This is a genomic window from Serratia sp. PAMC26656 (genome assembly GCF_016469055.2).
Taxonomy (GTDB): domain Bacteria; phylum Pseudomonadota; class Gammaproteobacteria; order Enterobacterales; family Enterobacteriaceae; genus Serratia; species Serratia plymuthica.
Genome location: NZ_CP150486.1, coordinates 3,652,422 through 3,673,494, shown reverse-complemented (window position 1 = coordinate 3,673,494; position 21,073 = coordinate 3,652,422). Strand labels below are relative to the sequence as shown.

Sequence of the window (21,073 nt, the reverse complement as noted above, 5' to 3'; positions counted from 1 at the left end):
TTGATTATTAATAATTCCGCCTAACATTGATTTAACAAAAAGCTTTAGAGTTTCTTCTAAAGCTTATATCACAGTCCAAACTACTTAATGTAGCACTTTATTTAAAGCCATATTAAAGCATTCTAAGCTTTTAATTATTTTATCAAATATAAAATCTAACGCATGGCTATAACCTGATGCCAAAGTTGCACTATCAAAGCCAAGTTTAGCTAAATGTCCGATGGATTTATCCACTGCTTCGTGAGCTTCAGAGTTCCTCAAATCGTTATTTATAAATAGAGCCGCCAAATTAATATTAGGTGAATTAAACTTTGCAAATTCATTAGCATGCTTAAGTGCTGATTGTTCCTCATTCTGTTCAAAAGTAGCCTCCGTAAGGTTTAATATTCCTTGCAATAACTTTAGCGATTGCAATTTTTCAACATCCATCGCATTCACACCCATTGCAATACTTAGTTTCTTTAATGAGCCTATTTTAATCTTATTGATAATCTCATTTATAGTCTTGCATCTCGCTAAGAAATCTTGCTCTTGCATATCACTTGAAGCTACATGAGAAAGTTTTTGCAATACAGGATAGTTTCTTAAGCCTTCAGCATAAAGTTCATCTTTGTTGTATTCAAAAATATCAGAACTCGATAGGTTAACATCCAAAACCCTCCCTAGAGATACTAGGTTGTCATTAAGATTAGCTAGTTCCCTAGCAAATCTAAAAGTCTTAGAAACAATATGCTCAACATCTAATGATTTAACATCAATAAGATTTTGATCTTTCGCATAATCAAATACATGATATATTTCTTTTTCTGGTACTCCTCGGTACAGTTCATAAAAAGGTATTTTTACTAAGTTTCTGCCGACTCTAATACAGTCTCTAAACGCCCACTGTCCGCCATAACTAGGATCTGCTTGATAATGATCATTATAAAAAAACGGAATGGCTTCGTAGGTTTTATCTTTCTCATATTTAATAAGAAAAGCATCATCAACATACACGTATTCGCTTCTTCTATAATCGCTCGCTCGGGACATTGTCATCGGAGCCGTGTGACCAGGCCATACTAATGTATTGACGTCTAATTCAACGCAAAGCTCTGGCTGAACAGATTGAACAGTTCCCCATGCTTGAAGTATTATCCTATCTCCATGATCAACTATTTCGAAATCAATCCAAGGAAGATTTAACACATAGTGATTAGAACCTGATAAAAGACTGAGTACCTCTTTAGTTCGTTCGATAAAGGCTTCGAAGAAGAAAACTTTTACGCCTACACAACCTTTCATCCATAAATATTTTCTGAGGTAATCATTCCTCATTGTCCACTTAACATCTTTGTTGCTTTTAAAATAATATTCGCTTGAGACATCTCCTTGTGCGACTCCATAAGATGGCGAAGTAACCTCATCAAATATAACTTTTTGTTCATCATCACCTATTAGCCTTGGTTTTAAACCCAGTTTCATCCAAACATCTTCGGCCAAAAAAAAGGAGTTGTGAGAACTAGACCCCCAAGAGGCTACAATATACCCATAACCTGAAATGGATATATTTACCCCCCAAGCTCCGCCTTTTACTGTACAGTCTGGGGTGGAATATGTTACGACACCTTCACTGGACTCACGTAACACTCTTAGTTTTGCAACATCATCCTCGGGAACTACGGCCATGATCATATGAGTATAATCATAATCATCTTTATATTTATTTTTTTCGTACCGATGAGTTACAGTAACATCTCGCTGAGGGTTGGTATTGTCTTCAACAAATAATAGCTCCTTTAAACCATGAGGTATTTGCTCAGCCGGTAACGGAATCTTTGATATATAATCAAGCATTTAATAACCCTTTGTGATAATTATGAATGATTGCTAATTTAGCAATCATATCCAATTTGAATAGTTTATGTCTAACCTACTTTTGTCGATAAAATCATTACAGAGCTTTAGAATTTCTGCAAGCTATGATCACTATATGTCTATCACTGATAGTGCACTATTACTTGTTGCAAATTGCCTGTCTGCTGTTGGCACATAGCGGACCGCCCGAAGCGTGGCGAGGTCTGCTATGAGCGAAAAGCGGAAGTAGTCACTTTTGTGGTTTGCTCTCACGAAAGTGACTACAGAAACAGTTGCAATTCATAGTGACTTATCAATCAGTTTTTGTATTATCGGGTCACTCAAAGCTTCATTATGTAAGTAGTTATTGTATTCATTAGATTTTTCTATTTCTGAGAACATATCCCCAAAGATCAAACCTGCTGTATCCACATTTGGTAATAATTTATCTAGGTACAACTTCGTAATCCCCATACTATTTGTTATCAATTTTTGGGTTTCAATTTTAAGATGAGGATACCCATCTGAAATAAACACATTGAAGCTATCCAGCAAGTTGAGTGCCCTAATCGCGGGATGAGGATGCCAGTTCTTTTTGGTATAAAATTTCATCGGATTAGGTTTAAGAGGTTCTTGCCATTGCCCAACTAAGCCATAATTGAACAACACTCTAGTAATAAATAAACTACCTAATGCACAATATATTAATGCTAAAAACTCACCATCAGTCCGAAAGCCAAACTTTCTAAGAACACTTGCAGCATATAGCACAACTTTGTTAGCGGCACTTTTATCAGCATCGTATTCTAGAATATGTTTTTTAAGATCGAAAGGTCGTTCAAAACAATTCTCTGCGAGATGATTGTCTGTTTTATCTTTGATTACATTAAACTGGAGTAAATGACGAAATTCATGATGGAACGTAAAGTGAATTGAGCAATCAAGCATGAATTTACTAAATGAGAAATTTTCATTTTTATATAACGACGCAAAGCCATCTGAAACACTTTCATTATTTAAAAATGCAGCAAATATTAAACTATCAAAAAAGTCTTCCTTGAATTTATCTCCAAAAAGAATAGGATAACCTTTAGTGATTCCCATAATGTTATAACCATTACGCTTTGTAGCAAAAGCGTTACATATCGTAGAGTTATCTATATAAAAAATGACAGGCTCTATCCCATAGAGTTCAGCATTTGTACTGATAAGTTTCTCAAATTCACTTTCGAAATACTTGTATACTTCGAAGTTCTTGCCTTCATACTCATTGATATTTAACGTATTCAACCCCAACTCTTCGATAATTTCATTTTTGCTCTTAATCAAAGTATCACCGTTTGAATTTGTCAATAAAGAAAACAATTTATTCGTCAGCATGCATGTCTATCACATTATATCAGAGAGCACGAAAGTAGTTAACTTTTTGTATCAATAACTCGTCAAATCCCTATAAAACATACTGCTTGAAAATGAATGGCGCAGCTATTTACTTTACTAACTTAGCACCGCACGAATATATATGTGTAGTAATACCATTAAATATAATGTTTACACTATTGCTGGCCTCCTCGGATTTTTTGACACCGGTTCTGCGATACGTGCTATCAGTGCATCAATCCAAGCCATTAACGCCTCATAATGTAGCGATGACCAGCTACCCGGTGATTAACATATTGTGATGCCTGCAATGTCCGCTTCTGGCACAGAGCTGCCTGTCAGATTAGGTTTGGCCCTGTGTCCTAGTTGTGCCAGGTCAAGTCTGAGCTAATACAAGTCAGTATCTTTCTGGAGCGTCTGCAGCCGCTGTTCCAGACTATCCAGTTTTTCTTCGAGGTCACGGCTCTGCTGCTCAATATCTTCCAGTGTTTCTGACAGAACATCCCGCAGCAGCACAAAATTTGCTTGTAAGGCATACACAAAATCGTTGCCGCGAGCCAGTAATGCTTCGCGCGTTATATCCTGCAATGCGGAATGCGTCATCCATGTCACCAGCGCTTTTGCGCTCATTTCAGTCAGTACGTCCGAAAGTTGGTCAGTTTCTCTGTTCATTCTGGTGTCCTGTCTGTTCTTATTTTGGGTGAGTATTTAGAGGGGCATTATTTCAGCTCGTTGCGCTGCTGCGTGGGTTGGGACTGTAAGTGATACAGAAGAACTATATGCCGTGGTCTAAATCGAGCCGTTGCAGCTCGTCGAGCGTGTAGATGCGGAAGACATTCCGGTGGCGGGTTTCCAGCGGGATGTGCTGATGGTTAACGATAACGTGCCTGATGCTGTCAAACAGCCTTTCAAGACCGCGCTTTTTCTGCGTGTCTGGCACGATATAAAAAACGTAAATCCAGTCTTTACGGGTGCGTGCCAGCAAATGGCTGGCGATGATCGACTGATAACGGGCTCTGGTTTTCAGACGGCGCTCGGTCTCAATGGCGATCACGGTGCCGCCGGGGAGGGTAATCAGACCGTCCGGTCGGTGACTGACCTGGTAACGACTGAGGAAGGTTGTGCGATCGCCATTTATCCACCCGGATGCGCCTTTTTGCTCAAGGATGATCCGGACTGCCTGATTATCAAGGTGATGCTCCAGCGTCCAGCCGGTGATTTTTGACGGCTCAAACCGTGCCGGGAAAAGCGCATCGGCGGGGGTTAACACTATGGCCAGTCCGTCACTGGTTATGCCCCATAATGAAATTTTCATGGTGCGCGATACTAGGACATGCTTTTGTATTAAGCCCATGCCCTCGACTTTTGAAAGCAGGGAATACAGCGATTTATGATCTCGGAAGCCGAACAGCAGCATCAGTGTTTTAAAGTCACTGTACGTTTCTTCCTTCAGGAAATTCAGCAGTCGTTGTATTTTTTCGCGGTGTCGCGTCTGGCGTTCGCTGTATGCGGTGATGAGCATCATTTCCCCTTTAAAAATCCAGCAATGACGGGTTTTCTTCTTTGTTGGTATTCGGTGTTGTCGTGTCTTTTTCGCCCACCTCCTCAAAAAAAAGATCGGGCCACGTTGTGGTGATATCCGGCATTGATACGGATACGGAGGATGTTTCCTCCTCGTTAAAATCCAGGATGATGTTTACTGTTGCTGCGGTGGCGGCAATCGCGGGCGACACGGCACAGATCTCCAGTTCGCGTTTTTTCACCCTGATGGGCGAAATCAGAGAGGCAGACGGCAGTGTTTTTGTCGTGAAGATGAAGCTGACAAAATCGGGTAGGTTCAGGATCATATTGCTGTCGGTAAAGAAACGCTCGGCCTGCCTGATGGTGCGTTCATCGTCGATAGTCTCTGTCAGCACGGCGTCGGTTTTCGCTTTGCGGACCTCATCATCGACTAATATGGTGCCGGACATCCTTGCCACCCATTCAGCGGTATCCGGGTCCATGACACGATAAACCAGTTTGAATTTGGCGTTCTCAACGACTGCGCCGACAACGGCGTCACCTTTCAAATCTGCCGGACAGTCTTTTAAATCGGCAATCGACTGATGGTCCATAATAATATGCACGCCTTTATCGCGTGCCGCGCCTAAGCCTTCCAGCGCGGGCCTCGATAAATGGTATTTCAGTTCGGAAAGATAAATAGCAATGGGGCGGGGCACGTCTTTCACTCGCTCGCGCCTTTCTGCCAGCTGGTACAGGCGCACCAGCAGCATGCGCTGAGCGGTAATGATTTTGCTGTTGCGCATTGAACCGATGACGTAACAGCAACCGCCTTCCTCAAATATCGTATTAAGCGAAAATCCTGTCGGCGCATTGATGGCATTGAGTAAGGCCAGCTCTTCAATTTTCCCGAAAAAGGCTTTTATTTTATCGGCAATACCTTGAACGTAGTCGCCGTTATAAACATCCCGAATGGTTGAGGCAGTATTTCGGGTGACAAACTGCGCGGCTATCCGGGCCGCTTTCCGATCGTCAATCCGATAAAAGTCAGATTCCTGACCTTTCTCTGCCAGACTGAAACCGGCAACGAAAAGTTCTTCCAGTTCATCGGCGGTGATCTCTTCAATCAGGTTTAACTGGTATTGGGGTTTTCGCAGGTCAATCAGGGCAAAGGGCTTCCCGGCATCTTCACAGGCTTTTCGGTAAAGGTGGGGTGCCCATTCATCATCCTTCGGGTCCATCACAAATACGCCTTCGCCGGCCAGAATACTTTGGTAAAGTAATATCCCGGTGGCAACCCCTTTACCGGCGCCGGTGGTGCCGATAATATCCGCGTGTTGTTTTTGCCAGTCTTTTAACGGCAGGTACATCGGCTGAATATCGCGGTCCATGCCGATAAATAACCCTTTGTTCAGGTCGATATAATCCAGCGGGTCATAATGCAGTGTTTCCGGCAGCAGGGATTTCACCGTACGGACATCGGTGCGTAATTCCCGTTCAAGCGTGGTTTTTCTGACGAGGCGCTTTTTTATTTTGTCTACTTCAGGGGTTAATACCCTGCGCAGCAGAATATTCGTGTTGAAGTCGCTGGGGGGGCTTTGTCTTTAAATATGAAATTGATTAGTTTTTCAAGTTCTGAGCGTCGAATTACAAAACAGGCATCTAGTGGTAAATTATGAATTGGGAAACACCCTCTTTTCTGATGCAGATTTTTATATGCAATGTACTTATCAACATCCTGAGCGATATTCTCAGGTAGTTTCATTTTTTGCTGTTTTATTCTTTCATGCCATGTCTTTCTTTCGAATGTCTGGAATAACTCGCCGTTGATACTAACAGAAATGCCATAATTAATATCGTTCGCTCCAATTATGGGCGTGGGAATATTCAAGGAGTAAGCAAGCAAGCGTTGCACAAGAACATATTCATATCCTATTAAAGGGGTGTCGATAATACTTTGTTGAGGGTGGATATATTTACCCTCGGTACTGATAGTTAAATCTCGTCTGCTAATAAAACAGTGCTTTTCAAGTTGGCATAGTCGATCAATTAGTGAATTTTTTGTTGGCTTAAGATTTACTTTGTGTTTCGATACGTGAACCTTCCGCAATATAATAGGTGATTGAAAATATATGGAAAGATAGATGTTCCCATATAATGCATGGCGATAAATATCACAAGTCTTGACTTTGATCTCCGATATTTTGTTTATTAAATCCACAGCCTCGTGAATGGTTAACCAATCTGGTGTTCTATTTATAAAACTTAAGTGAGAGTCATCTTCTGGCATAAAGCATCTCCTTCCGTACAATAAAACCAATTAGTGAAATTGGCTGTATTATGAGATTGATAGGCTTTATTGGTTTTTAGATATAAGAAAAAACTAAATAGTGTGATGACATTTGGTTATTACGCTATAGAAATTATTCATTGTACGACTGAAGAGGTGTGCGTATAAAATTCAATCATTCTAAGGTGGAGGCCTGTATAGCATGAAGTCCGTTACTGAAATTGAAGTAAAAGAAGAGCCGTTATTTGATCAACGATTACTTCACAAGAATGAACAAAATGAGATTTTTTTATCTTTTTGCAATTCTTCTAACTCCTCCGAATACATAGCTCATGCCTTATTACACGAACATCATTATTACAATGACCATACTAGGCCTCTGACTGACCTTATGAATTTGTTAGAATGTGCCAGGCAGGCTGAAACATATGTTGTACACAAATATGAAAAACAACCACTTGATACACGATTTATTTTAACGGAGTGGGCTTGCAATTTTACCGCGAACTTTATGCCTACCACTGACTTGTTAAATCGTTATATTAGTTTAAAAATAGTTACAAGTAATACGCGGCGAGTAAAAGAAAGACTTCTCTCTCAATCATATAATATTGACGTTTATCAAGACCATCTACATATAGCAAATGTTTATATGTCAGTGAAATACATGACAGACAATGCCTATTGTATTGTGCGGAAGGAGAAAATCAAAGGTTACTCATCAAAAGCAATTGTGGATTTTGATGAAGCAACGAGAATAATCCCTGAAAGAGTATTTCGCAGGGGAGAAAACAATGTTGTCGTGAATATGCCCGTTTTTGATGAAAACAGAATAATTTCAAAACTTGCTGTCAATATGGATAATACAGCTTATTTTGATCATGCTCAGGACCATTATCCAGCGATGGTGTTGATGGAGGCAGGTAAACAAAACTGCCAACTTTGGATATATAAATTTGAGGCAGGCATATTTCCTGTTCTAATTGAAATGAAAAGTAAATTCTTTCATTATGCAGAACTTGATAAAGATGTTGAAATTATTTCAGTGAAGGTTTCAGATTTTTCAAAAAATACAATGATATTTAATGTCCATTTGAGGCAGGGAGGGGTGGATATTGCCGAGATGCAATATTCATTCAAAGTAATTGATTAGTGCAGAGGTGAAAACATGGATGCGGTAAAAGATAAAGTTGTCGAGATTCTTGTGGAGAATTTTGGACTTAATGAGGAAAAGGTCAAGGAAAATAATGACCTTGAAAGCCTTGGTGTCGATTCCATTATAACGATTGAAATTCAGCTTGATTTGGAACGAGCGTTTGATATTAAAATTCCGGATGGGGATATCCTTCCTGATTTCACAGCAAAAGATATTTCAGATTATATTAAAAATAAGGGCTGAAAATATGTTGGATAACAACACCCGTATTGCTGTTACCGGGACTGGCTTAGTGTGCCCCGCTGGAATAAATGTTGCTGCAAGTTGGGATTTTTTCCTCACTGGTAAATCAGCGGCACGAAAATGCGAGAAATTGGAAGGGCTTGAAATTGATTATGCCTGCTGCATTCCGGATTTTGATCCTGATAAATTTCTCGGACGTAGTCTGGCAAGGCGTATTGACAGATTTATTCAGTTGGCCCTAGTTGCATATCGCGAAGCAGTAACGGATGCCGGGCTTGATCCAAAAACATGGAATGGCGCACGTGTTGGAGTGGTGGTAGGAAACTCACTTGCCGGGATTGAACGATTACTGCATGAGCAGCAGGTTCTCCAGTCAGAAGGTGATCGGATGGTGTCACCTTCTACTATCCCTGGCGCAATGATGAATATGGTCGCAGGACAGATCGCCATTGACTGTCATGCAACTGGGCCCAGCTTGCTTGTGAGCACGGCTTGTGCTTCTGGTATCACGGCTATTGATACGGCCTGTAACTGGATTAAACAGGGACTCTGCGATGTGGTAATTGCTGGTGCTTCTGAAGCTCCGATCGTTCCTTTAATCGTAAGTGGTATGAATCGACTAGGAGCTTTGTCCAAAAATCCCGACATCAGTCATGCAAGCAGACCTTTTGACCGAGATCGCGATGGTTTTGTTATTGCTGAGGGAGCCGGTTTTGTGGTTCTGGAGTCCAAAGAACATGCTGTCGCGAGGGGGCAAGAGGTACTGGCTCTTGTAAGTGGAACGGGTCTTACAACGGATGCTTACCATGTAACCACTCCTCATCCTCAAGGGGTGGGGTTGTCAGCAGCCATTAAGCAAGCATTGAATAACGCGGGCTTACAAGGTGAAGATATTCAGTATGTCAATGCACATGGGACTTCCACGCGCTTGAATGATGTCACTGAGGGTCGAGTCATTGAAAAAGAAATTGGACGGCATGTCTCTGTAATGTCATTAAAGGGGGCAATCGGGCATACATTAGCAGCAGCTGGAGCTGTGGAAACAGTAATGACTATTCTTTCGGTTAAACATGGGATCATTCCACCAACAGTAAATCTTAGCTCTGTGGATCCCGAAATTAATCTTGATGTTGTTTACGGAGAATCTCGCGAACTCAAAATCCGTCATGCCTTAAAACTGTCAATGGGATTTGGCGGCCATAATGGGGCACTTATCATTTCTTCTAACGAACAGGCCTGAATATGAGTATTTTCAATAAGATCAAACTCGTCGCTATTGACGTTGATGGTGTACTTTTAACTGATACCTACAGCCCCGCAATCAGATCCTTTGTTGAACAACACGGAGGTGTTTATACACCAGAGCTGGAAAGGCAGGTCTGGGGCTCTCCTCATATTGCAGGTGGGCACAATATGTCCTTAGCCTGCAAACTGCCATGGTCGGCTCAAAAAACTATAGAAGCGTTTTTTCAACATCATGGGAAGTATATTGAGGAAAATCCAATAGAGGTTGTGCCGGGTGCTGAAAGTTTCCTTGGTCTTTTACAGGAGTTTAATGTCAGAGTGACCTCATACGGCGGACGGACAAAGGAATATATCTTTGACAAGCATATGCCTTCGTTAAAAAATTATTTCGATAAAGAAAAGCCATATATCGATACTAACTCCATCAGGCCTGGTGTAAGGGAGATCACTAAAGATATATTTCATTTAGACTTTGATGAGGTCTTATTCATTGACGATATCAATAGAATGGCTGAGGTCGCTAGATACTACAGAACTGGTTTTATCGGAACTCCGGTAACAAATTATCAAAAAGAACAGATGCAGGAAACAGGAGTGAGGTATATAGCTTCATCAGTGGCCGCTATTACAAGGGATATGCTAATTCAGATCGATGAGGAATTGATTTCAGAAAAACACTGGTCATGAAATTAAATAATTTGAGGTGTAATCGATTATGAAAAAAACAACGCTTGGACATTCTACTTTGAATGTTACAGCCGAAGGTTATGGCTGCATGGGATTGTCCGAATTCTACGGTCTGACGTCAGAAATCGATGCAGAGAGAATGCTCGAACGAGTCATTGAGAAAGGAATTAACTTTCTCGATACTGCAGATATCTATGGCTATGGACATAATGAAAAACTTCTTGGAAAGGTTCTGAAGAAACACCCTGATGATGAGATTATTTTGGCGACAAAATGCGGAATAGTTCGGGATGTTAACAATCCTCTTCACCGTGAAGTCAATAACAGTCGTGATTATATTTTGAGCTGCTTTGAGAGGAGTTCTGAAAGACTAGACAGAAGGATTGATTTGTATTATCTGCACCGGGTTATTCAGGATCCGGATACACTCAGAGAAGCTATGACGACAATGCATCAATTAAGGTCTGATGGCAAAATTGGTGCTATCGGTCTGTCAGAAGTTAACGCCGAAACCATCAAGCTTGCACATGAGTTGTTGCTGAAGTTGTCTGATGGTGAATTTGGTTTGAGTGCAGTTCAGACAGAGTACTCATTGATGTCCCGTGATATTGAAAATAATGGGGTCCTGGATACATGTAATAATCTGGGAATCTCCGTCGTTGCATACAGTCCTGTAAGTCGGGGATTGCTTGGAGGGAAACTACAGGATCTCAGTACCCTCTCAGAAAATGACTCCCGGCGTTATCTACCGCGTTTTATGGGGAGTAATCTTAAAGCAAACAATGCCATCGTTGATGGATTGAGGACATTTGCTAAGAGTAATGCAATTACTCCCGCTCAAATTTCTTTGGCCTGGATAATGAACAACGAGGCGAAGATCATTCCAATTCCTGGAACCCGGACGCCTCAATTCCTGGATGAAAACATTCAGGCTGCTGACATAACGTTAACCCCAGAACAGATTTCAAGTATCAATGATATATTATCAAGCTATGAAACTGCAGGGACACGTTATCCTGAGGAGTTCATGAAAGCCTATGGCATGATTAAATAAACGGACAAGTGCATGACTGAATTAATTAAATTGACAGATGAAAAATCGGGGTTACCCGTATTTAAACTCGGTATCATAGGTGCAGCTCTCTTTCTTTCAATCCTCACTGAGGCGCTTCCTGCAGGATTCCTTCATTCACTGGAACAGACTTTCAGTGTAAGCGCTTCCGAAGCGGGTCAATGGGTGACGTTGTATGCCATCGGTTCTCTGTTGTCGGCTATCCCTTTAACACTGGCAACACAGCACTGGTCAAGAAAAAAACTATTATTAATTACATTGGCAGGATTTGCTGTATCAAATGCTGTCACTGCTGCAGTTGATTCGTTTATTGTTACGCTTGTAGCTCGCTTTTTAGCTGGGATCTTCGCCGGTCTCTTATGGGCACTGGCTGCGGGCTATGCTGGTAGAATGGTGGCTCCGGCTCATCAGGGTAGGGCTATAACAATTGTCATGCTAGGCGTTCCACTGGCGCTTTCTCTGGGGGTTCCGGCAGGAACATTCTTGGGAAATATTTATGGCTGGCGTACTATTTTTTATACTATGACGGTACTGGCTGGTTTGCTTTTTATTGCTGGAGCATTCGCTTTACCGGACCAACCGGGAATAAGTCATGCAGAACGTATTTCTGTTGGCAAAGCAGTATCTATACCAGGAATTAAAACGATTTTATTAGCGACGTTTATTTTTTCACTCGGTCATAACATGATGTATACATATATTTCTCCGTATTTAATTACATCATTGGATAGTGGATTTATCAGTACATTTCTGTTGATTTTTGGCGTGATGGCCGTCATCAGTATTATAATTACTGGTGTGTTTATAGACAAGCATCTTAAGTTACTTACATTGTGTGGATTGTCTCTATTCATCATGTCGTCTTTGATATTCTCTTTATTTTTTGACAGCGTTTATTTCGTTATGAGCGGTGCATTTTTATGGGGATTGGGTTTTGGTGGCGGTGCAACATTATTTCAGACAGCATCCGCACGTACTGCTGGTAATGCTGCTGATATAGCGCAGTCTCTTATGGTAACTATCTGGAATATGGCAATTGCTGGTGGTGGTCTTGCAGGCGGTTTATTACTGGATCAGTTCGGTATTTTATCCCTTCCTGTGGTGTTAACAGCGCTACTAATATTTTGTCTTTTTATTGTTAAGAGAAGTAAGGCTCAAGGATTTTCCCGTGTATTGAACTAAAAGAGGAATATATGAATTTGTTGATTGACTTGCATATGCATACTCATGCAAGTGCACATGCCTACAGTTCAGTATTTGAATACATCATGGAGGCTAAGCGTAAAAATATGCTGGCGATAGCAATAACGGACCATGGACCTGCTCTTGATGATTCCCCTCACAAGTGGCATTTTCTTAATTTGAATGCTATCCCAGAACGAGTAGATGGGCTCCGAATTTTCAAAGGAATTGAAGCCAATATTTATAAGGACGGCAGTATTGACTGCGATAACCTGATGTCTGAAAAACTCGACTTTGTCATGGCGGGATTTCACGATGCTGTGTATCCCCCATGTTCAGATGTAACAAAAAATACCGACTGTCTGATGAAAGTGATAAATCACCCATCTGTGAAAATTATCGTTCATCCGGGCAATCCGAAGTTTCCTGTTGATTACCGGGCTATAGCCACTGAGGCTGCCAGAAATAATGTTGCACTAGAAATAAATAGTGGTTCTGCTGTTGCCCGTAAAGGGAGTTCGGTAAACTGCCGTGAGATTATCGAAGAAGTTAAGTCCGCTAAAGGGTATATTTCTGTCGGTTCGGATGCACATTACTGTTCTCAGATGGGGAATTTTGAACATGCGCTGAAACTGCTGGAAGCGCAGAAATTTCCAGAAGAGAAAATTATCAACTCATCTCTGATGCTTACATCATCTTTCCTTGAAATCAAGGAAGTATTGCATTGGTAATTATTATCTCTTTAAAACCTGAGAGTCAGCGATTTCTGTATGGTTATTTTCAGTCACGCTGTTGATAAATTCGGTACGTAGAAAAATATCTAATTGTTTATTCCACGCAAGACCTAACGGCCATTCACTTTGATATCCTGTCAAAGCTTGGCATGAAAAATTGGAATTTAAAAAAGAGATGATACTGTGAGGAAGGATAGTGACTCCCATTCGTGATCCCACTAAAGCCAGTACACTGTATACATTTGTCAAATATTGAGCTGGTTTTTTATCAAAATTACGTTTTTTAAGGTAGTCACTGACGATATGATGCAGCTCCGGGTTACTGATTTCACTTAGTAAAATAAGATTGTGCGCATCAATTAGATCATCGATAGTTTGTTTTTTATTTTTCATATCGGGATGTGTGACAACACATAAAAAATCCTTACCAAGTGGTATGAACGATAAGTTATCTTCTCCTGATTTGCGCATAAAACCTAGATCAATCCGACCTTTCAATAGCTCTTGCTCTTGTTGTATGGAGGACATTTCAATAAGCTTTATATTAATATTAGGATACTGGGAATTGAATGAGTTAACGATCTCGGGGACTATATTGAGAAATGATGATGTATATCCAATGTTAAGATGACCAGTTTTTCCTGTGCGGATTTTTTTTGCAACACACAAAAAATGATTTATTTGTTCATCAAGCACCAAGGCATTCTGGTAAAGCATTTCCCCTTCTTCGCTCAGTTTTGCACCATGATTATTGCGTTCAAAAAGAGATAAATCCAATTCATGTTCAAGTAGGTTTATCTGCTTTGTTAGCGCAGGCTGAGTAATAAATAATTTCTCAGCAGCTTGCCTATAGCTCTGGCTCTGAGCCAGCATAATGAAAGATTTCAGTAACTTATTGTCCAAACTAGGATGCTCCTCACGGATTCTTGTTATTTTGTATGCTAACCGCTACTTCAAACGATGACAACCCTGAGGAACAGCGTTGTGGCCGAGCACAGCAGGGTAGTGCCCGAGTAGGACATCTGTGATGTTTTCGTCGTTTCTGATTAAAATCTCCAAAATCGTACCTAAATGTCTCAGGTACGATTTTGACCTTTTCTTCGGCATATCTTAAGAATCAGTTGGTCTGGCCTCTCACGCTATCCCAGATATATGGTGGTATATACGTTTCCCTGCAAGCATTCAGATAATCCGACCACCATTGCATCATCGCTTTACGGGCATCGAGATATTCTGCTTTATGGAGGTAAGCCGCTCGAACGCTGTTACGCTCCTGGTGACTCATCTGCCGTTCAACCGCATCCTGCGCCCATAGGCCAGACTCCATCAGGGCACTACAGGCCATTGCCCGAAACCCGTGGCCGCAGATTTCATCTTTTGTGTCATAGTCCATCAGGCGTAGCGCCTTGTTGACCGTGTTTTCACACATCGGTTTATACGGATTGTGATCGCCGGGGAATACCAACACCTGATGCCCGGATATTTCCCGTATCTGTTTCAGAATAGCGATGGACTGACGGGATAGTGGAACGATATGTGGAGTGCGCATTTTTGCACCACGCTCAGAGTAGCGGACACCGGGGATGGCCTCACGAGTGGCAGGAATGGTCCAGATTCTATTTTTGAAATCGATCTCAGACCAACGGGCGAAACGCAGTTCACTGGAACGGATGAATAGGTGAAGGGTGAGTGAGACAGCCAGGCGGGTTAACTCTCGTCCTTGCTGGTAGTCCTCAATACGAATCAAAAGCTCCGGCAGTCGCTCCAGCGGAAGGGCAGGGTAGTGGCGTTTAACGGGAGGGGCGATGATACCGTCCAGATTTGCTGCCGGATTGTGCTCTATCAACTCCTGATGTACGGCATGACGCATGATGTTGCACATATGCTGCCGGGTACGTGCTGCGACTTCCAGCAGACCTTTTTGCTCAATGCCTTTCAGCAGGTCGATAAAGTGACGAGGTTTCAGTTCAGTTACCGGCAAGTGTCCAATCATAGGAAATATATGATTGTTCATGCTGGCAAGCAGACGGGAGGCGTGGTTCTCTGACCATGTTCGGTTGCTTTTATGCCAGCTCAGTGCAACAGACTTGAAGGTTTCTTCTGGCAACACAGTGGCTCTTTCAGCGGAGCGCTGTTGTGCTGGATTGATATTTTGCGCGAGGAGTTTACGGATACCATCACGCTGTTGACGAGCATCAGCCAAAGACACGTCAGGGTAGGCGCCTAAGCCAAGGCGAGATTCTTTTCTATTGATACGATATTTGAGATACCAGAGACGTGAACCGCCTGGATTGACCAAAAGGTACAGGCCATGAGAATCGGAAACTTTGAAAGGTTTTTCAGAAGGCTTGAGACTGCGGATTTTAGTGTCGTTCAGAGACATATGGTGGTCACTCCATAATCGAACTGAAATGACCCCAAATCAGACCACCAATCTTGCCCGATGCGGAGGGGGAAATGAAAATGCATCGGGAATACTTTTCGAGCTAACTTATTGAATCTAAATCACATAAGGATTCGCAAAGCGGCATGAAAACAAGAATTTGGCTCCTCTGACTGGACTCGAACCAGTGACATACGGATTAACAGTCCGCCGTTCTACCGACTGAACTACAGAGGAATTGTGTGAACGGCCGCAATCTTAACGGGGTGTCGGCGGCATGTCAAAGGCGGATTACACATTCTGTGACTGTTTGCTTACAGAATGCGCAACCCGTTGAGCTTTTGGCAGATTTATCCCGTCATGCCTCAGGCTGTCTCTGTGCTCATGCCCCGAATCGCTGGCGGGCGCAGAGAAATAATTCGGCTGCCTTCAATCTGGGCGACGAGCCGAATAACCGCTTAATCCTCGATTTTGGCGCGGTAAACCCGCTGCGGACGGCCAACCTTGCCGTAAATGATCTCGGCGCGGAGCTGCTGGGCGGCGGTGGAAAACTCCAGATAACGGCGCGCGGTGGTGCGGCTTAGCCCCATGTTTTTCGCCACGCTCTCGGCGGTGTGGCTGGCCGAAGGTTGCTCGAACAGGGCGCGTACTTTTCCCAGCGTGAGTTCATCAATACCCGCCGGTAAGGCCGCCTGTTGTTCACCGCGCGAATAGGTATTGAACATCTCGTCAACACGGCGCTGGTTAAGGCGCGCGTTATCTTTCAGCGCCTGGCGCCGCTGGCTGAACCGCAGCAGGGTAGCGGCCAACCGGTCATAGGCCAGGGGTTTGATCAGGTAATCGAACACCCCGCATCGTAACGCTTCGGCTACCGTATCCCTATCGCTGGCGGCGGTGATAAACACGATACCGCCCGTGTAGCCGCTCAGGGTCAACTCGCGCAACAGTTCAATGCCCTGGCCGTCGGGCAGGAAGTTGTCCAGCAGGATCAGATCCGGTCTGAATCGCTCCACCATCATGCGCGCCTGCCCCAGCGTGCCGGCCAACCAGATTTGTCGGCCGCCGCCATGCTGCTTGATGAACTCCGCATGCATCTCCGCCAGCGGCGTTTCATCTTCGACGATAAGAATATTTAGCCATTCCATAATTAAATCCATACTTGCAATAAACATGCAAAATTAATGTAAGTTAATCGTGTCTAAAAAATAAACGTCACTTTATGAATAAACACCATAAAAATAATTAAGTAAATAAAAAACATTAAACAACTTATTACCGGATGAGTGTTTGTGAAACAGGTCAATAATTCGCGTTTTTTTTCTGTTTACCATAGCTTCATTAAATAAACCTATCACTATTTTTAATTTCAACTTTATGGTTTTAAAGGTTTTATCTCTGTGTGTTAATTAAAATGGTTTTTTGTTATTTATTGGTTATTTTAGAGAGATAATTATGTTGGGCGGCGCCGTATTTAATCGGGTGAAAAGATCAGATCATAAAGACATTGCGCAGATTAATGCGTTTCTGCGCAGTAACGATTTGAATATTGATACTACGGTAGAGATTTTTATTACCGTGGCCCAGGACGATAAGTTGGTCGCCTGCGGCGGCATCGCAGAGAATATTATCAAATGCGTCGCCATCAGCCCGCAAATGCGTGGCGAAGGGCTGGCGCTTACGCTGGCGACCGAACTGGTGAACCTGGCCTATGAACGCCACTACACCCAACTGTTTATCTACACCAAACTGCAAAATGAGCCGTTGTTCCGCCAGTGCGGCTTCTACCCGATAGCTCGCGTGCCGGGCATCGTGGTGCTGATGGAAAACAGCCCATGCCGCCTGAAACGCTACGCGGCCCAGTTGGCGGGCCAGCGGCGGCCAGGCAAGCGCATCGGCAGCATCGTGATGAATGCCAATCCTTTTACCCGCGGCCATCAATATCTGGTGCGCCAGGCGGCGGCAAAATGCGACTGGTTGCACCTGTTTCTGGTGAAAGAAGACACCTCGCGTTTCAGCTATGAGGATCGGCGGCGGCTGGTGCTGGCGGGCACTGCCGATATCGCCAACCTGAGGGTGCACGAAGGATCGCAATACGTCATATCCCGCGCCACTTTCCCTTGTTATTTCATTAAAGATCAGGGTATTGCCGATGACTGTTACACCGAGATCGATCTGAAGATCTTTCGGCAGTACCTGGCACCCGCGTTGGGCATTACCCACCGTTTTGTCGGCAACGAGCCGTTCTGCGCGGTAACGGCGAAGTACAACCGCGATATGCGCTATTGGCTGGAAACGCCGGCACTGCCCAGCCCGCCGATCGCCCTGGTGGAAATTGAGCGTTTGCAATATCAGGGCACGGCGATCTCCGCCTCCTGGGTGCGCAAGCTGCTGGCGGCGGGGGATTTCCACGCCGCCGCGCCGTTGGTACCGCCAGACACCCTTTATTACCTGCAAGATTTGCAAACGCAGCGCCGGGCCAAACCCTTTGGTTTACTGCCCAAGCCCGTTATTAGGGAGAGCGTGCCGAAGGGGTCGTAACGGCCTTGGCCGTCGGAGCGCCCCTCGGTGCGCTAGGCCCGGGTATCTCGGGCGTGAAGACCATTTTGTGATTAAACCCTTTGTATCCGCACAATCAGGTGAACGATGAAAATTATCCGAGAAGCAATGGCCGGCACGCTGGAATCCAGCGATGTCATGGTGCGCATCGCACCCGCCGAGGGGCCGGAGCACGATCTGCTGATCGCCAGCAGCGTGGAAAAACAGTTCGGCCACGCCATCCGCCACACGTTGCTCGAGGTGCTGCAGCGTTATCAGGTGGAGCCGGTGCAGGTGATGGTGGACGACAAAGGCGCGCTCGACTGCGTGCTGCGTGCCCGGCTGGAAACCGCGCTGATGCGCGCCAGCGACAATGGCCAACTGCCGTGGGGGACGCGTGATGAAAACGCTGAATAAACACCGCCTGCGCCGCAGCATGCTGTTCGTTCCTGGCGCCAATGCGGCCATGGTGAGCAACGCCTTTATCTATCAGGCCGATGCACTGATGTTCGATCTGGAAGACTCGGTGATCCTGCGTGAAAAAGACGCGGCGCGGCGGTTGGTGTACCACGCTCTGCAACATCCGCTGTACCGGGAAGTGGAAACCATCGTGCGGGTCAACGCGCTGGATTCCGCCTACGGGCTGGCGGATCTTCAAGCGGTGGTGCGCGGCGGGGCGGATATCGTGCGCCTGCCGAAAACCGACAGCGCGCAGGACGTCGTGGAGATGGAACGCGAGATAGCCGCCATCGAAGCCGACTGCGGCCGCCCGGTCGGCAGCACCGGCCTGCTGGCGGCGATTGAATCGGCGGCGGGCATCACCCATGCGGTGGCGATTGCCCATGCCTCGCCGCGCCTGATCGGCATTGCTCTGGGTGCGGAGGACTACGTGCGCAATCTGCGCACCGAGCGCTCGCCGGAGGGCATCGAACTGCTGTTTGCACGCTGCTCGTTGTTGCAGGCGGCGCGGGCCGCCGGCATTCAGGCGTTCGATACCGTGTATTCCGACGCCAACAACGAAGCCGGGTTCCTCCAGGAAGCGGCGCTGATCAAACAGCTCGGTTTCGACGGCAAATCCCTGATCAATCCCCGGCAGATCGAACTGCTGCACAACCTGTATGCGCCGACAGCCAAAGAGGTGGCTCATGCCCAGCGCGTGGTGGACGCTGCCACAGCGGCAGAGCAGGAAGGGCGCGGAGTGGTGTCGCTCAACGGCAAAATGGTCGACAGCCCGGTGATTGAACGCGCGCGGCTGGTATTGCAACGTGCGGCGCTTTCCGGCATCCGCGAAGAGTCGGTTCAGCAGGGAGAGGAAGCATAATGAAACGTCAACAACGACTGATGCCCCTGAACACCCTGGCGGACCTGCGCTGCTATCAGGACGCCACCAAGGCCAATCAACAGGCCCGCAAACCGCGCGATGCTAAACGCTGCGACACGCTGGAACAGGCGGTGCGCCGCAGCGGGTTACAGGACGGCATGACCATCTCCTTCCACCATGCGTTTCGCGGCGGTGACCTGGCGCTGAATCAGGTGATGGAGACGCTGGCGGCGATGGGGTTCCGCAACCTGACGCTGGCCTCAAGCTCGCTAAGCGAATGCCACGCGCCGTTGGTCGGCCACATTCGTCACGGGGTCGTGAGCCGCCTCTACACTTCTGGCCTGCGCGGCCCATTGGCGGAAGCTATCTCACACGGCCTGCTGGCCGAACCGGTACAAATCCATTCCCACGGTGGCCGGGTCAATCTGATCGAGTCCGGCGAGCTGAATATTGACGTCGCCTTCCTCGGCGTACCGGCCTGCGATGATTTCGGCAATGCCAACGGTTACAGCGGCGAAGCCTGCTGCGGCTCGCTCGGCTATGCCAAAGTGGATGCCGACACGGCGCGCACCGTGGTGTTGTTAACCGAATCGATAGTGCCTTATCCGCACCATCCGGCCAGCCTGGCGCAGGATCGAGTGGATCTGATCGTACAACTGCCGCGGGTGGGGGACGCCGACAAGATCGGTGCCGATGCCACACGCATGACCTCCAATCCGCGTGAACTGCTGATTGCTCGCCGCGCCGCCGAGGTGATTGCCGGGTCCGGCTACTTTACCGAAGGTTTCTCGCTGCAAACCGGCACCGGCGGCGCTTCGTTGGCGGTGACGCGTTTTCTGGAAGACAAAATGCGTGCACGCGGCATTCGCGCCGGTTTCGCCCTTGGCGGCATCACCTCGACCATGGTGGATCTGCATGAAAAAGGGCTGATCGGCCGGCTGATGGACGTGCAGAGCTTTGACCGCGTGGCGGCGATGTCTTTGGCGCGCAATCCCAACCACATTGAGATCAGCGCCAACCAATACGCCAACTTCAGCTCGAAGGGGGCCTCGGTCGACAGGCTCGACGTGGTGGTGCTGAGCGCGCTGGAAATCGACACCGATTTTAACGTCAACGTGCTGACCGGCTCCGATGGCGTGTTGCGCGGCGCTTCCGGCGGCCACTGCGACACCGCAGCGGCGGCGCGGCTGGCGATCATCGTGGCGCCGCTGGTGCGCGGGCGCATTCCGACGCTGGTGGAACAGGTGACCACCTGCGTGACCCCGGGTTTCAGCATCGACATTTTGGTTACCGATCACGGTATTGCCGTCAACCCGACACGCCCGGAGCTGGCGCAGCGGTTGCAGGAGGCCGGTTTGCCGGTGGTCGATATCGACTGGCTGCGCCGCCGCGCGTTGCTGTTGACCGGCGAGCCCGAACCGATCGCCTTTACCGATAAGGTGGTGGCGGTGGTGCGTTACCGCGACGGTTCAGTGATCGACGTGGTGCATCAGGTGGCGGAGTAATCCT

General features: G+C 45.9%; 19 protein-coding genes, 1 tRNA gene and 1 pseudogene. 11 read left to right on the top strand and 10 right to left on the bottom strand.

Features of this window, described 5'->3' with window-relative positions:
- Positions 1 to 84 precede the first annotated feature (84 nt).
- The 6 genes and pseudogenes from JEM67_RS18400 to JEM67_RS18375 all read right to left on the bottom strand — a co-directional run bounded on the left by JEM67_RS18400 (position 85) and on the right by JEM67_RS18375 (position 7,006).
- The gene (locus JEM67_RS18400; RefSeq protein ID WP_199636294.1) at positions 85 to 1,836 is read right to left on the bottom strand and encodes a hypothetical protein; all 1,752 of its coding nucleotides are present in this window, start codon (positions 1,834 to 1,836) and stop codon (positions 85 to 87) included.
- Between the two features lie 300 nt (positions 1,837 to 2,136).
- Positions 2,137 to 3,216 (bottom strand): hypothetical protein, encoded by a 1,080-nt coding sequence (locus JEM67_RS18395; RefSeq protein WP_199636295.1) that lies wholly within the window; start codon positions 3,214 to 3,216, stop codon positions 2,137 to 2,139.
- Positions 3,217 to 3,603: 387 nt separating this feature from the next.
- Positions 3,604 to 3,888, bottom strand: a complete 285-nt coding sequence (locus JEM67_RS18390; protein ID WP_107759100.1) for a hypothetical protein — start codon at positions 3,886 to 3,888, stop codon at positions 3,604 to 3,606.
- 103 nt (positions 3,889 to 3,991) lie between these two features.
- A complete protein-coding gene (gene mobC, locus JEM67_RS18385) occupies positions 3,992 to 4,738 on the bottom strand; it encodes a MobC family replication-relaxation protein (protein ID WP_199636352.1) in 747 nt (248 codons plus the stop codon).
- Between the two features lie 10 nt (positions 4,739 to 4,748).
- Positions 4,749 to 6,290 (bottom strand): annotated as a pseudogene (locus tag JEM67_RS18380) (type IV secretory system conjugative DNA transfer family protein); the annotation flags it as partial.
- Positions 6,266 to 7,006, bottom strand: coding sequence for a hypothetical protein (locus tag JEM67_RS18375; RefSeq protein ID WP_199636296.1), 741 nt, complete (start codon positions 7,004 to 7,006; stop codon positions 6,266 to 6,268). The gene JEM67_RS18375 and the pseudogene JEM67_RS18380, both read right to left, overlap by 25 nt.
- Before the next feature lie 202 nt (positions 7,007 to 7,208).
- Here JEM67_RS18375 and JEM67_RS18370 point away from each other — a divergent pair, with 202 nt between their 5' ends.
- The 7 genes from JEM67_RS18370 to JEM67_RS18340 are packed head-to-tail and all read left to right on the top strand — an operon-like array spanning position 7,209 to position 13,322.
- Positions 7,209 to 8,159, top strand: coding sequence for an AfsA-related hotdog domain-containing protein (locus tag JEM67_RS18370; RefSeq protein ID WP_199636297.1), 951 nt, complete (start codon positions 7,209 to 7,211; stop codon positions 8,157 to 8,159).
- A gap of 15 nt (positions 8,160 to 8,174) precedes the next feature.
- Positions 8,175 to 8,405: an acyl carrier protein gene (locus tag JEM67_RS18365; protein ID WP_032143883.1), complete on the top strand. Its 231-nt coding sequence runs from the start codon at positions 8,175 to 8,177 to the stop codon at positions 8,403 to 8,405.
- 4 nt (positions 8,406 to 8,409) lie between these two features.
- Complete coding sequence (locus JEM67_RS18360; protein WP_199636298.1) at positions 8,410 to 9,645, top strand: beta-ketoacyl-[acyl-carrier-protein] synthase family protein; 1,236 nt, start codon at positions 8,410 to 8,412, stop codon at positions 9,643 to 9,645.
- 2 nt (positions 9,646 to 9,647) lie between these two features.
- Positions 9,648 to 10,337 (top strand): HAD family hydrolase, encoded by a 690-nt coding sequence (locus JEM67_RS18355; RefSeq protein WP_064799869.1) that lies wholly within the window; start codon positions 9,648 to 9,650, stop codon positions 10,335 to 10,337.
- A gap of 28 nt (positions 10,338 to 10,365) precedes the next feature.
- Positions 10,366 to 11,391: an aldo/keto reductase gene (locus JEM67_RS18350; RefSeq protein ID WP_199636299.1), complete on the top strand. Its 1,026-nt coding sequence runs from the start codon at positions 10,366 to 10,368 to the stop codon at positions 11,389 to 11,391.
- Between the two features lie 12 nt (positions 11,392 to 11,403).
- A complete protein-coding gene (locus tag JEM67_RS18345) occupies positions 11,404 to 12,591 on the top strand; it encodes an MFS transporter (RefSeq protein WP_199636300.1) in 1,188 nt (395 codons plus the stop codon).
- A gap of 11 nt (positions 12,592 to 12,602) precedes the next feature.
- Entirely contained in the window at positions 12,603 to 13,322 is a 720-nt protein-coding gene (locus tag JEM67_RS18340; protein WP_064799872.1) for a PHP domain-containing protein, read from the top strand.
- Positions 13,323 to 13,325: 3 nt separating this feature from the next.
- Here JEM67_RS18340 and JEM67_RS18335 read toward each other — a convergent pair whose 3' ends face one another.
- The 4 genes from JEM67_RS18335 to dpiA form a co-directional block, all read right to left on the bottom strand.
- Positions 13,326 to 14,228 (bottom strand): LysR family transcriptional regulator, encoded by a 903-nt coding sequence (locus tag JEM67_RS18335; protein ID WP_199636301.1) that lies wholly within the window; start codon positions 14,226 to 14,228, stop codon positions 13,326 to 13,328.
- Positions 14,229 to 14,442: 214 nt separating this feature from the next.
- The gene (locus tag JEM67_RS18330) at positions 14,443 to 15,708 is read right to left on the bottom strand and encodes a tyrosine-type recombinase/integrase (protein WP_199636302.1); all 1,266 of its coding nucleotides are present in this window, start codon (positions 15,706 to 15,708) and stop codon (positions 14,443 to 14,445) included.
- A gap of 161 nt (positions 15,709 to 15,869) precedes the next feature.
- Positions 15,870 to 15,945, bottom strand: a tRNA-Asn gene (locus JEM67_RS18325).
- A 221-nt stretch (positions 15,946 to 16,166) separates the two neighbouring features.
- A complete protein-coding gene (gene dpiA / locus JEM67_RS18320) occupies positions 16,167 to 16,853 on the bottom strand; it encodes a two-component response regulator DpiA (protein WP_013813715.1) in 687 nt (228 codons plus the stop codon).
- Between the two features lie 307 nt (positions 16,854 to 17,160).
- Between dpiA and citC the strand changes: the two genes are divergently transcribed.
- From citC to citF, 4 genes are all read left to right on the top strand, one after another.
- Complete coding sequence (gene citC, locus JEM67_RS18315) at positions 17,161 to 18,246, top strand: [citrate (pro-3S)-lyase] ligase (RefSeq protein WP_199636303.1); 1,086 nt, start codon at positions 17,161 to 17,163, stop codon at positions 18,244 to 18,246.
- Positions 18,247 to 18,351: 105 nt separating this feature from the next.
- A complete protein-coding gene (citD, locus tag JEM67_RS18310) occupies positions 18,352 to 18,660 on the top strand; it encodes a citrate lyase acyl carrier protein (RefSeq protein ID WP_199636304.1) in 309 nt (102 codons plus the stop codon).
- Entirely contained in the window at positions 18,644 to 19,564 is a 921-nt protein-coding gene (gene citE, locus JEM67_RS18305; protein WP_199636305.1) for a citrate (pro-3S)-lyase subunit beta, read from the top strand. Before citD ends, citE begins: the two co-directional genes overlap by 17 nt.
- Positions 19,564 to 21,069 (top strand): citrate lyase subunit alpha, encoded by a 1,506-nt coding sequence (gene citF, locus JEM67_RS18300; protein ID WP_199636306.1) that lies wholly within the window; start codon positions 19,564 to 19,566, stop codon positions 21,067 to 21,069. Before citE ends, citF begins: the two co-directional genes overlap by 1 nt.
- The last annotated feature ends 4 nt before the right edge of the window (positions 21,070 to 21,073 follow it).

What these genes read in the sequence shown, in the direction of transcription:
- JEM67_RS18400 (WP_199636294.1), bottom strand. Translation starts at nt 1,836, where the DNA reads ATGCTTGATTATATATCAAAGATTCCGTTACCGGCTGAGCAAATACCT.
- JEM67_RS18395 (WP_199636295.1), bottom strand. Translation starts at nt 3,216, where the DNA reads ATGCTGACGAATAAATTGTTTTCTTTATTGACAAATTCAAACGGTGAT.
- JEM67_RS18390 (WP_107759100.1), bottom strand. Translation starts at nt 3,888, where the DNA reads ATGAACAGAGAAACTGACCAACTTTCGGACGTACTGACTGAAATGAGC.
- mobC (WP_199636352.1), bottom strand. Translation starts at nt 4,738, where the DNA reads ATGCTCATCACCGCATACAGCGAACGCCAGACGCGACACCGCGAAAAA.
- JEM67_RS18375 (WP_199636296.1), bottom strand. Translation starts at nt 7,006, where the DNA reads ATGCCAGAAGATGACTCTCACTTAAGTTTTATAAATAGAACACCAGAT.
- JEM67_RS18370 (WP_199636297.1), top strand. Translation starts at nt 7,209, where the DNA reads ATGAAGTCCGTTACTGAAATTGAAGTAAAAGAAGAGCCGTTATTTGAT.
- JEM67_RS18365 (WP_032143883.1), top strand. Translation starts at nt 8,175, where the DNA reads ATGGATGCGGTAAAAGATAAAGTTGTCGAGATTCTTGTGGAGAATTTT.
- JEM67_RS18360 (WP_199636298.1), top strand. Translation starts at nt 8,410, where the DNA reads ATGTTGGATAACAACACCCGTATTGCTGTTACCGGGACTGGCTTAGTG.
- JEM67_RS18355 (WP_064799869.1), top strand. Translation starts at nt 9,648, where the DNA reads ATGAGTATTTTCAATAAGATCAAACTCGTCGCTATTGACGTTGATGGT.
- JEM67_RS18350 (WP_199636299.1), top strand. Translation starts at nt 10,366, where the DNA reads ATGAAAAAAACAACGCTTGGACATTCTACTTTGAATGTTACAGCCGAA.
- JEM67_RS18345 (WP_199636300.1), top strand. Translation starts at nt 11,404, where the DNA reads ATGACTGAATTAATTAAATTGACAGATGAAAAATCGGGGTTACCCGTA.
- JEM67_RS18340 (WP_064799872.1), top strand. Translation starts at nt 12,603, where the DNA reads ATGAATTTGTTGATTGACTTGCATATGCATACTCATGCAAGTGCACAT.
- JEM67_RS18330 (WP_199636302.1), bottom strand. Translation starts at nt 15,708, where the DNA reads ATGTCTCTGAACGACACTAAAATCCGCAGTCTCAAGCCTTCTGAAAAA.
- dpiA (WP_013813715.1), bottom strand. Translation starts at nt 16,853, where the DNA reads ATGGAATGGCTAAATATTCTTATCGTCGAAGATGAAACGCCGCTGGCG.
- citC (WP_199636303.1), top strand. Translation starts at nt 17,161, where the DNA reads ATGTTGGGCGGCGCCGTATTTAATCGGGTGAAAAGATCAGATCATAAA.
- citD (WP_199636304.1), top strand. Translation starts at nt 18,352, where the DNA reads ATGAAAATTATCCGAGAAGCAATGGCCGGCACGCTGGAATCCAGCGAT.
- citE (WP_199636305.1), top strand. Translation starts at nt 18,644, where the DNA reads ATGAAAACGCTGAATAAACACCGCCTGCGCCGCAGCATGCTGTTCGTT.
- citF (WP_199636306.1), top strand. Translation starts at nt 19,564, where the DNA reads ATGAAACGTCAACAACGACTGATGCCCCTGAACACCCTGGCGGACCTG.